The 904-nt window shown below is 74.1% G+C and carries 1 protein-coding gene; it reads right to left on the bottom strand.

Going from position 1 to position 904, the window contains the following annotated elements; genetic code table 11:
• Positions 1 to 24: 24 nt before the first annotated feature.
• A partial coding sequence (locus EAO70_RS36110) for an AMP-binding protein (RefSeq protein ID WP_148007016.1) occupies positions 25 to 904 on the bottom strand: 880 nt, incomplete at its 5' end.

Below are 904 nucleotides of genomic sequence, written 5' to 3'. Positions count from 1 at the left end.
GCAAGGCCCTGCCCGCCCCCGACTTCACCACGGCCGAACGCCGCGCCCCGCGCACCCCGCAGGAGGAGATCCTGYGCGGCGTTCGGCCGTGGTGAAGTCGGGGGCGGGCAGGGCCTTGCGGTCGGTCTTGCCGTTCGGCGTGAGCGGCATGGCGGGCAGGGCGACGAGGACGGCGGGGACGAGGTGTTCGGGCAGTGCTGCGGCGAGGGCCTCGCGCAGGGCGCGGACGTCGTCGTCGCCGACGACGTATCCGACGAGGTGGCGGTGTCCGCCGGGTCCGGGGACGACCGCGGCGGCGGCGTCGGTGACGTCGGGCAGGGCCCGCAGGTGGGCCTCGACCTCGCCGAGTTCGATGCGTTGGCCGCGAATCTTGACCTGGGCGTCGCGTCGGCCGATGAACTCCAGCTGCCCGTCGGGGCGGTGGCGGACGAGGTCGCCGGTGCGGTACATGAGGCTGCCGTCGGCGGCGAACGGGTCGGGGATGAACGCGGCGGCGGTCCGCTCGGGGTCGCCGAGGTAGCCGAGGCCGACACCCACGCCGGCCACGTACAGATCGCCGGCCGTGCCAGGCGGGACGAGCTGCCGCTCGTCGCTGAGGACGTAGAGGGTGGTGTTGCGGACGGCACGGCCGATGGGGGCGGTGATGCGCCGCTCGTCGAGGGTGTCGGGGGTGAGGACGGCGTGGGTGACGTCGTCGGAGCACTCGGTGGGTCCGTACGCGTTCATCATCGGGATGCCGGGGAAGCGGTCGAACCAGCGGCGGCACAGGTCGGCGGGGAGTTCCTCGCCAGTGACGACCAGCCAGCGCAGGGTGGGCGGGATGCCGGGGAAGCGGTCGAACCAGCGGCGGCACAGGTCGGCGGGGAGTTCCTCGCCAGTGACGACCAGCCAGCGCAGGGTGGGC

The sequence above is a fragment of the Streptomyces sp. adm13(2018) genome (genome assembly GCF_008042145.1).
Taxonomy (GTDB): Bacteria; Actinomycetota; Actinomycetes; order Streptomycetales; family Streptomycetaceae; genus Streptomyces.
Note: the sequence above shows the minus strand (reverse complement) of the source record. Positions and strands in the feature narration are given on the sequence as shown.